Below are 11376 nucleotides of genomic sequence, written 5' to 3' on the forward strand. Positions count from 1 at the left end.
GTCAGCAATCAAAGTGGATGGCAGGTCTAAATACTTGGATACTCAGTTGATAAAGTATGAAKCRGTAGGTGTAGCACTAAAAGGCGTTGGAAAAAGTGATAAAGCCTATGCAAGTCCTGCTGAATTTACAGCTATAACCATTAAGAATGCATAAAGAGAGGTGACATTTATGTTTGCGACAAATCAAATGATAGGAATGGATTTTGCTTTTCCAGATGTGTGTAAATCACCTGCATTAGTTCCCATACCTTTACCTGATATGGCTTTTCCTATGGCGGCGATACCAGTGGCGATCAAAATTTTATTTAATAATGCGTTTGCACATAATATGATGACAACCATTCCTTTGACCTTAGGTGATTTGCCAGGTGTTGCATTGGGAGTTATTTCTCAGACTGTGGCTTCACAAAGTAGAAGGCTAGTATTAAATTCCTATACCACATTATTGTTTGGTACTCCAGCGAATCGAATGTGTGCAGGTGGACCTCAGAATATGATTAATACATTTGGTTTTACGATTATTCCGAGTTGTCCTCATATTAGTATTTTGGCGGCATAGGAGTCAATAATGAATCGAATTTTTCATATTAATGCGCCTTCGGTCAGTGAAGAAATCTTGTTTAAATCATTAACAGGTGAGGAGTACCTGTCGGGATTATTTGAGTTTAAGGTTGCTTTTTTAGTAGAGAATCGTGGGTTTGATACTAAACAATTATTGGGGCATGATATTACCGTTGAGGTAAAGGAAAATCAATATCAAAAAGTATTGAACGGTATTGTGACAAAGGTACAGAGAGTTGCAGAAGAGACCAAGACAAAGCGTTATTTTAGCTATGAGGCTACTGTGAGACCTTGGCTATGGTTGGCAACCCAAACAAACCATTATAAAGTTTATCAAGAAAAAACTGCGATAGAAATTATTCGCGATGTCTTAAAAAATTATCCATTCAAACTAGAAACTAAATTAACGGGCACGTATAGAGAATGGGGATATTGTGTTCAGTACGATGAGACAGATTTTAATTTTATTAGTCGATTAATGGAACATGAAGGGATCTATTATTGGTTTAAGCATGAGAATGGAGAGCACCGTTTGGTAATCGCCGATAATATGCAAGCACACCAAGCGGTAAAAGGTAAGAGTACACTTAATTTCTACCCTAATAGCTTAGGTGAGAATCATGTCCAACCACATTTTTATCGTTGGCAGCCATCTGTATCCTTGGGAAGTAACCAGTTCGCATCGACTGATTACAATCTAAATAAACCCAGTGTTTCATTAGAGGTCAATAAGCAGTCTGGGTTGCAGAATAATCACGGCTTATCACTTGAGATTTATAAACCTATGGGTGATTATACTGATGTAGAAGAGGGGCAACAATTAGCAAAAATTCAGGTCGAAATTGCAGATGCTCAACGTAGCAAAGTGAGAGCTACCTCAAATGCTTGTTTCTTAGCGGTTGGGTCAACAGTAGGGTTAGAGAAACATCCAAATAGTAAACAGAATCAACAATACTTAATCACTCGACTTGCATATGATTTTGCTGAAGCTCCTTATATGAGTCATGAGGATCATCAGTCTCGCTTAGCCTTACAAGTAGAGTTAATGCCATCTGATGTGCAATACCGACACCCTATCGTTACCCCCAAACCCTATACATATGGTCCGCAGACGGCACGCGTTGTTGGGCCAGATGGGGAAACCATTTGGACAGATGAGTTTGGTCGGGTTCGTGTCCAATTTCATTGGGATAGATATGGTCAATACAATGAGGATAGTTCATGCTGGGTGAGGGTCTCAAATCCATGGGCTGGTGGTGGGTTTGGTGGTATTCAAATTCCACGTGTTAATGAAGAAGTGATTGTGGACTTTTTAGGGGGTAGACCGGATAGACCTATCGTTGTTGGACGACTTTATAATGCTGAAAATATGCCACCAGTTAAATTGCCAGAGCAAGCAACAAAAAGTGGTTTTCATACGCGTACCAAAGATGGTAATCCTGATCAAGCTAACTCTTTATTATTTGAGGATGATTTAGGTCAAGAATTGCTCAAAATGGTTGCTCAAAAAGACATGGACCTTTTGGTTAAGAATGATAGCAATCATAGTGTAGGAGGGTCATCTGCAACAAATATTACCGGTGCTCATCAATGGAAGTTTGGCGGCAAGGTGGATAAAAAAGTACAAGGAAACGCGACGTATCAGCATGAAAATGGGCATACTCTAAAAGTAGCTGGAGATAGTAAAGACACCGTACATCAACGCCAATATCGTCAGTACACAGGTACGAATGCAGAAACAACAGCAGGAACAGAATCATTGACAGTTGCACAAGAACCTTCGATACATCACTATGCAACAGGGATGAAGCAAACGATTAATGCGTTTCGTAATGATAAGATTGCCGCCGATAAGATTAATACGCTTGAGGCAGGTTCCAAAGTTGAGATTGGTGGATTATTGCAGACAATTGTTACGTCTGGAGCAATGGGTTTCTTTGCGCCTATTCATCAAATTACGGCGGCATCGGCCTTTACCTTAAGCTCTGTTGCTAAATATTTAAACTTAGTTGATACGAAGCTAGTATTGAATGCAGGCAGTATAGAGAAACAAGCAACGATTAGTAAGAATAAATTACCTGCCGCTGCTCACAATAAAAAAGTGACGGCATTTCAATTGGGTGTCGCACTTATGGATAGTAAGTCAAGTAGTAAAGTAAGCGATAGTAATATGGTGAAGGTGGCTTTGGGTGTAACTAATGATGCTATGAGCGCTATTAAGATGTCCGCTGTAGGACTACAAGCAAAAATCCTTGCCCGTACAGAAGTATCAGAAGGTATGGCGGTTAGTTTTACCGGTGTAGATTTAAAACACTATGGTAAAAAATTGGACAAGTATGCACTTAAATTGAATGTATAGTTTATGAAAATATCCAAGTCAATTGCCTCTAGTCTATTAGTACGTCCCTATCGTTGGAAAGGTCAGTCACGCATAGGGTTAAGTCTAATGTTACTCGTCAATACCAAATCTGGTGCACCGGTTATTGAGTCTGAGAGTAAGTTATGGAAAGTGGCGGCAGAGCATCTAGATTCACAAGGGATTATAGAATATGGTATTCCAAAAGTTTATCCAGAATTTTTGGTATCAGGCTATGCCTATACAGCGCATCAACAAGATAAAACATCTATCCGTGTTGCGGTAGAGGTTAATGATAAAAAACGCGAATTACTTGTGACGGGTGACCGCTATTTTGACGGTGATAAGATTTCTAACCCTCTTGCATTTGAAAGCCTGCCTCTTTCTTGGGCAAATAGCTATGGAGGGGGAAATTATGAGAATAATCCTTTAGGCCGAGGAGCAGAGGACATTCTCAGAGAGAATGTGGCTATCAGAGAGTTGCCTAATATTGAGGATCCTACTCAGCAAGTGATTGATAGGCAGAAAATCTATAGAGCAGTGAATTTTGGGGCACAGTCTATTACCTGGCCAATCAGATTTTCTAAAGTAGGGTCATATACTGAAAAATGGCAAAAAACGGATTTCCCGGGTTTTTTTGACGATATGGATCCTAGTCTGTTTAATGCAGCACAAGATGAACAGATATGGTTTGATCAGGTGGAGTTTACGGATAATACTCTGTTTAACGTTAAGAATATGCATCCAGAGAAGCCTCAATGGTCAGGCATTGTACCTGCGTGGAGAGGAAGGTGTTTGATTGAACTGCAAGAAAATGAAACCACAGAGCCATTAATAAGAGATGTATTTTTATCGTTAAAAACATTATGGCTGATTCCTCATTTAGAAAGTTATATCGTGATTTTCCAAGGCTCTGTGCCTTGTTGGTATGAGGATGGTGCAGAAATTAAGCATGTATTGGCAGCCGTAGAATGGAAGCATTCACCCAAAGAGGCGGCGCATTATACGTCCTTTATGCGCACCAGAGAGAACCATGATGAATCTGCCTTATTAGCTTATTTAGATGAAGATTTATTACCTGAAAATGTACAGATTGATACGATTGCTCCGACAAGTGAGATGAAAGGGCATTTAGCAACTAAATTAAGCCAATTACAAAAGTATATGTACTCCATGGCGAGAGAGCAGCTAACAACTATGGGGGTTGATGCTAATCATTTTTTACCTGAAATAGTTGGGCCTATGCCATCTCCTTTAGTAGATATGCGGATGTTACCTGAAGAGCAGAAGCTTAGAGAGCAACAACTTCAGCAAATGAAAGAACATTTAAAAGAGGTGAAAGAGGCCTCGATTAGGTTCAAAAGAACGGCAGGAAAAGACAAAACAGTCCTAGAACTGTTGGGGGGTGAGGACTATTTGAAGCAAATCATCACCCAAGGAGATGGGGCTAATGTTAGTCGTCAAGAGACAGCATTAAGCACATTCGCAGAGTCTTTTGAGGGTATAGATACTGTTCAAATGGAGAAAACACAACAACGTCAGCAACAGCTCTATGCAATGAGTGCCCATTTACACGGTAATACATTCATTGAAGATAAGACAAAAGCTAACGTCTTAAGAGAACTGGTGTTACAGGCTATCAATGAACAGAAACCGTTAGAACATATGGATTTAACGGGAGCAGATTTAAGTGGCTTAGTGTTTGATGGGGTAAGTTTTAAAGCCAGTGTTTTAAAGAAAGCTAATTTACGACAAAGTACATTTAAAAATTGTTGTTTTGATATGAGTGCGCTTTGTTATGCAGAATTGACAGCAAGTAAGTTTGAACAGTGTACTTTTGAAATGAGTAACATTAGCTTATGTACGATGGATCACTGTCTTTTTGAGTCATGTCAATTCCAGAAAATGACGATTGAGCAGTTGAAAGTACAGCACAGTTATTTTAACCATTGTGATTTTTCTGAAATTTTTATTCAACAAGGTGAGTTTCAACAGAGTGCGTTTAATGTAGGGGTATTAGAAGGAACCGTATTTGTAGAAAGTTCTTTGGTGGGTGTTGAGTTTACCGAGACGCAAATGAATAAATGTGCCTTTATGAATACCTCCATTGAGAAGAGTGCATTTATTGACTGCCATATAGTACGGTTAGCCATTAATGATGGGGCGATTGTACACACACAATTTACCAAGTCATGGTTAGAAGCTATCTCTGTTAAGGTAGATCAGGTATTGGCAAATAATGACTTCACACAGGTTTATATTAAAAATAGTTCATTAAGGCAACAGATTTTTGAACAGGTAAATTTTAGTGAAGCTATTTTAGATAATACTGATTTTTCACTTAGTATTTTTAAAAATGCAGCGTTTAACCATTCACAAACACCACAGTCTATTTTTGGTCGAGCTAAGTTTTTACGGGTGGATTTTACTGGTGCAAACTTATCTCACTCATTGATGGGGCGTTGCGTCTTTGAGGCAGTTAATTTTACACATGTGAATTTTTTTAGGACAGAGCTAGCATTGAGTCATTTCTCAGATGATTGTATTGAACATGAAAATTATATGGTGCTTGCTCAACTAGAGCCTAGTCAACGGGAGGCTACTTGATGAGAGTATCAGAACAGCAATTAAAAGAGTGGCTAGATAATGGTATCACGATAGTGAATGTTGATTGCTCAGGCATGGATTTTTCACATATGGATATGCGAGGAGTTATTTTTGAGAATGTTAATTTAAAAAATACACTGTTCCACCGTAATGCATTTGATGAAAGTATTTTTAATGACTGTGATTTTGAAAACGCCCGTTTTATTGAATGTGAATTAAATGCAACGCTGTTTAACCAGTGTAATTGTTCGGGTGTTAACCATATCAATTGTCAAATCACTAAAACCAGCTGGTCAGAAAGTCAGTTTATAAGTACCCAATTTCATAGTGGGTTATATCAAAAAGCCGCTTTTATCAAAAGTTACTTTCATAAGACAACATTTCAGCAGTTAACAGCCACCGAACTTGTATGTACTGATACACAGTTAGATGAGACGGTTTTTGAACAGTGCAATTTATATAAATCTATTTTTTATCAGTTAGATTTAAGGACATGTTTATTCTCACACTGTGAGTTACAAAATATGGTGTGGACCAAATCAAATCTGGCAAACCATCAGTTTGATGGGGTGAATCTATCACAGAGTGTATTTACAGAAGCTGATTTAACGGGCGCTTCATTTAAAAAAGCCAACTTACTGCAAGCTTCATTTAATGGGGCCAAGATGTCATTTGTGTGCATGGATGAGGTACAGGGCAAATATGCCATATTTCTAGAGGCACAGGCAGATCACCTGAGTGCGAAAAATGCTGATTTTGAACAGAGTATTTTTGTCGAAGGCTTTTTTGAGCAGGCCAATTTTAGTCAAAGTAATTTGTCGTTATCTGTTTGGCAAAAAGCGAATGCCACTAAGGCGAATTTCGACAATTGTCAATTTTATTTTACTGATTTTTCTTACGCCAATCTTAGTGAGGCTTCTTTTGATGGAGCAACTTTTAATGAGACGCGCTTTCACCGGGCAATCACTACTGATCAACAGCTGAAAAAACGAGCTGGTGTTCGTGAAAAAGATGACGCTTTATTTGAAGCTGAGTTATGGAGTGAACAATATCACGCTTAATGTCTTGAGCAAGTATAGAGGATGATATGAATCGTATTGCTAATATAAAAACAGTACTTGGGCAACAATTAGCCTTTTTATCGTTACAAGGTCATGAAAAACTATCAGACAGTTATGATTATCAGGTAACCGTCGTTGCAGAAAGATTGCCTATTAAGCCAGAAAGCTTGTTAGGGACGGTAGCGAGTATTGCTCTTGAAAATAACCATCAGTCACGTTATTTCAATGGTGTCATTACCAAGGTTGAGTTGGTCAATGAAAAATTCCATCAAGAGAAAAAACATTATATATACAAGCTGACTTTACGCCCTGAATTATGGTATTTGACGCAGGTTAATAATAGTCGGATTTTTCAGGAAAAATCAGCCTTAGATATTGTTAAAGAAGTATTAGCTGAACATCACATTAAGTTTGAGGACAAAACCTTAGAAAGTTATCGTACATGGGTATATTGTGTCCAATACGAAGAAACTGATTTTGATTTTATCAGTCGCTTAATGGAGCATGAAGGGATTTACTATTGGTTTAAACATACGGCGGATGATCATACGCTGGTATTAACAGATCATAAAAATAGTCATCCTGCCTTAGCAGTCAATGCACAAGCACAATTTGTAGAAGAAAATGGCGTAGCGACCCCTACTGAACAGCATATCTTTGAATGGAATAGCGTAGAAGAACTCACCCCTAGTAGTTATAGTACACAAGACTATAACTTTGAAAATCCTCGCGATGATATGAGAGGAATGGTGACCAAAGCTGAACAGCATACGTTTGGGGTTGACTTAGAAATTTATGAGCCTTTTGGTGGATATGCTAGTTATGCTGAGTCCAAACATTATGCTCAAGTGCATTTGGAGGCTTTACAAGCCTTACAACATCATGCAATAGCTAAGACACGATTGAGAGATTTGGCACCGGGTTATACCTTTACACTCAAAGGTTTTCCTATTACCGCAGAGAATAGTAAATATCTGGTGATTCAGGCAACGTATGATATTCGGGTGCAATCTTATGTCACAGATGAGCAAACGAGTTTGGTAGAAATTAAGACGCTACAAATTCCGGCAACGGTGCAATATCGAGCGCCAAGAGTCCATAAAGAGCCTAAAATGTCGGGCCCTCAAACCGCTCAAGTAGTGGGTCCAGAAGGAGAGGAAATTTATACCGATAAATATGGGCGTATTAAAATTCAGTTTCACTGGGATAGAGAGGGCAAAAAAAATGAAGAGAGTTCTTGCTGGGTACGTGTCTCTACACCATGGGCAGGAGATGGTTTTGGTGGTGTGCAAATTCCACGAATTGGTGAAGAAGTGGTGGTTGATTTTGTTGATGGTCAACCTGATAGACCAGTAGTGATTGGACGAGTCTATAACGATTTAAATATGCCTCCCGTTAACCTTCCTGATGAGGCGACTAAGAGTGGCTTTTTTACCAAGAGCCGTTATGGTGATACCAGTCAATCTAATCATTTAATGTTTGAAGATCGTCCTGGGCAAGAGATGCTGTCATTGCAAGCAGAGAAAGATTTAAATACAAAGGTAAAAAATAACCAGACGCAAAAGATTGTCGGCAATACCGTGTCAGCGATTAGTGGATTTAGATCGCATACAGCTCATAGCACCTCCGATACTGAGCTTGCTTCTGGTCGAGAGAATACCTATGCGAGTGATCATCAGAGAAGTGTTCAGACGCAATTGACGGAAGAAATAGGAGGAAATCTAGAAGAAAACTACTTAGATGGTGTAGATGAAACCATTACAGGTTCTTTAACGAGTAGTGTTGCTGGGGTGGCGACACATACCGTTAAAGGTTTGCATATTAATACCGATGCTTCTGATGATGAGGAAGTGACGGGTACAGTGAATGAAACGATTGGTGGACAAGAAGTCAGTCAAATTCAGACAGGTGCATCATTAAAAACAGGGGATATTGATTTTAAAGCACAGACCTATGATGTCGTGTCTGATCAAAGTGAAACCACCGTAGATACGACGGATTATTCTATTAAACCAGCGGCGGGAGCGTATTTTGATGCCAAAGATAAAATTGAGCATAAGGCACCAACGCTATTAACAATGTCTCTATTAGATACGACGGTCTCGGCAAGTAGTGATAAAACCGTTAATGTTGGTATTTCGTTGGCTGCCTTGAAAGATAGTATGGCAGCTGATGTGCTCTCCAAAAATGTATGCTCTATCGGGGTTCATGCTAACTCAACGAATGCGCAATTAACGACTATGGGGGCAACAGGTCTGAACTTCCAGATGCTAGGTGCTGAAGATAAATCTGGTTTGGCAGATCTGAAGTTTACAGGACTTTCGCTAGAGACAGGCTTTCAGCAATGGATAACTGGTCTCGGTAAAGGTAAGAATGGTAAAGGTGGTGGTAAAAAGAATAACGGCGATGGATCAGGTGACGGTAATCCAAACAATCAGAATGGAAATGGTCAAGGTAGAGATCCAGATAGCAAACCAAATGAATGCAAAGAATGTCAAGGGTTAGCTCGTGGTGGCGGATCTATTGGTTATGCCCTTGGTGATGAGCAATTTGAGCATACGGATTTTAGTTTAGGTGATGCGATTCCCATTACGTGGGAGCGTCGGTATGTCTCCAACAGCTATAAGTTCGATACGGCAGGGGTTTTAAGCCCATTGGGTCCTCGTTGGTTAACTGAGTACACACGGTATATTTATCGTGATGGTAATCATTTTGTGTATATTGATAAATTAGGTCGCTTAGTTGAGAGCAGAGACAATTTAGCACTTAATGAAGTATGGTATGACCGTAAAGAGGAACTGTACTGGGAAATAGTGGCAGAAGGTCATATTGAAATCCGCTATAAAAATCATACGGTTGAGCATTATGAAGCGATGGGAGGAGTGTATCGACTCACGTCTATACGAGATGCTAATGGTAATAAAATAGTCTTGGCTTATGACAAAACAGGTCAGCTTGACACATTATCATCGCCACTCTACCAATTACAGTTTGTCTATGACCAAGATTATCGTATTGTACAGATTAGTTATCAAGGGTTGACGCCAGAAAGTGATACCCCGCAAACAATAATAGTGGCGCAGTATCGCTATGATACTCAGGGTGATTTAGTACAGGCGACCGATCAGTTTGGCTCAAGTAATCATTATCAATATGAACAGCACTTGATCACTCGCTATACCGATAAAACCAATCGTGGAGTGAGTTTACGTTGGGATACCACAGGTACCGTCCCTCGCTGTATTTATGAGGTATTAGACGATGGCACAATGGCATATAGCCTGCGTTATGATCGAGAAAATTTGACGACTTATGTCACGGATGGTTTAGGGCAGACAACCAAATATACCTTTAATAAAGAGAATTATTTATTAGGCATTTATTATAGTGACGGTACCTCACGAATTAGTCAACGTGATGAATTCAATAATATTACACAGGTCAAATACGCAGATGGCACAGTGGCAAACTTTGTTTATGATGCCTTTGATAATCTGATTGAAACTATCAATCCAGACGGTAGTCGAATCCGCTATACATACGATGCGGATAATCATTTACGCGTGTTAGAAGAGCCTAATGGTAGTCGTTGGTTACGTGATTATGATCAATTTCACCAAGTGATAGCAGAGACTGACCCCTTAGGACATGTGACCGAGTATGGCTATTCGGCTCAGGGTTATGTGACGCGTGTCATTGATGCCAAAGGAGGTGTTAAGCACCTCATGTATACGCCGACAGGTCAGCTAGCTGCCTATCGTGATTGTTCGGGTAAAACTACGCAGTATCGTTATGATGCCTTTGATCGCTTAATAGAAATTATTGAGCCGAGTGGCACAACAGAGCACTATACCTATGATGCGAAAGGACAGTTAGCCAAAGTAGAGCGTTCAGGAACTAATCCCGTCTATTTTACCCATGATGAAGAAGGTCGACTATTGACATTTGTGGATGGCTTATCCCATACGACCTCATACCGTTATAACGAAGCAGGACGGGTTCAGGCGAGGATTGATGCACTGAATCATGAGGTGGCGTATCGTTATGATCCACTGGGTCGATTAAGTCAATTACTCAATGAAAATCAAGACCGCTATACGTTTGCCTATGATCCACAGGGGCGTTTAGTACATGAGCAAGCGTTTGATGGTAAGCAAAAACACTATCATGTGAATAAGCAAACGGGTCGTTTGGATGGGGTGACGTTTGAAGACCAAACGATACGTTATCAGTATGATGTGATGGGACGAGTGACGCAGGTTATGAGTGCGGATGAAACACGAGCGTATGGGTATGATATTAATGGACGTCTCATTTTCGCCGAAAACCCACATGCCCGTCATCAGTTTACGCTAGATGCGTTGGGTAATGTGATTGCCGAGGATCACGATTATACGGTGTTTGATCATCAGGTGAGTAAGCATTGGGCATTTGCCTACGATGAATTATCCAATCTGATAACGACGACGCGTCCCGATGGTCGTGTGGTGGACTACCTGCGCTATGGATCAGGACACCTGCATGGGATGTTGCTAGATAAAGAGCGTTTGATTGATGTGGAGCGTGATAGTAATCACCGAGAAGTGAAGCGACACTGGGCAAACGATTTGATGCAGAGCACTGAGTACGATATAGCCGGCAGACTCAGTCAGCAACATACGCAAACAGGTAAATATGTTAAACAAACCGTCTTGCAACGAGTCTATGACTACGACGGCGCCAATCGATTAACAGGGATTAAGGATAGTCGTAAGGGAGAGCTTAGCTATCAGTATGATCCCATCGGACGTT

The 11376-nt window shown here is 40.0% G+C and carries 5 protein-coding genes; all 5 read left to right on the top strand.

What is annotated here, in order from left to right; translation table 11 throughout:
• The first annotated feature begins 169 nt into the window (after positions 1-169).
• A complete protein-coding gene (locus V757_RS27080; RefSeq protein WP_023953461.1) occupies positions 170-559 on the top strand; it encodes a DUF4150 domain-containing protein in 390 nt (129 codons plus the stop codon).
• A gap of 9 nt (positions 560-568) precedes the next feature.
• Positions 569-2920, top strand: coding sequence for a type VI secretion system Vgr family protein (locus V757_RS27085; protein WP_023953463.1), 2352 nt, complete (start codon positions 569-571; stop codon positions 2918-2920).
• 3 nt (positions 2921-2923) lie between these two features.
• A complete protein-coding gene (locus tag V757_RS27090) occupies positions 2924-5524 on the top strand; it encodes a DUF2169 family type VI secretion system accessory protein (protein WP_023953465.1) in 2601 nt (866 codons plus the stop codon).
• Complete coding sequence (locus tag V757_RS27095; RefSeq protein ID WP_023953467.1) at positions 5524-6585, top strand: pentapeptide repeat-containing protein; 1062 nt, start codon at positions 5524-5526, stop codon at positions 6583-6585. Before V757_RS27090 ends, V757_RS27095 begins: the two co-directional genes overlap by 1 nt.
• A gap of 26 nt (positions 6586-6611) precedes the next feature.
• On the top strand, positions 6612-11376 hold a 4765-nt coding region (gene tssI, locus V757_RS27100; RefSeq protein WP_023953469.1), incomplete at its 3' end, for a type VI secretion system tip protein TssI/VgrG.

The organism is Pelistega indica, from assembly GCF_000506865.1.
GTDB lineage: Bacteria > Pseudomonadota > Gammaproteobacteria > Burkholderiales > Burkholderiaceae_B > Taylorella > Taylorella indica.

What these genes read in the sequence shown, in the direction of transcription:
- V757_RS27090 (WP_023953465.1), top strand. Translation starts at nt 2,924, where the DNA reads ATGAAAATATCCAAGTCAATTGCCTCTAGTCTATTAGTACGTCCCTAT.
- V757_RS27085 (WP_023953463.1), top strand. Translation starts at nt 569, where the DNA reads ATGAATCGAATTTTTCATATTAATGCGCCTTCGGTCAGTGAAGAAATC.
- V757_RS27095 (WP_023953467.1), top strand. Translation starts at nt 5,524, where the DNA reads ATGAGAGTATCAGAACAGCAATTAAAAGAGTGGCTAGATAATGGTATC.
- V757_RS27080 (WP_023953461.1), top strand. Translation starts at nt 170, where the DNA reads ATGTTTGCGACAAATCAAATGATAGGAATGGATTTTGCTTTTCCAGAT.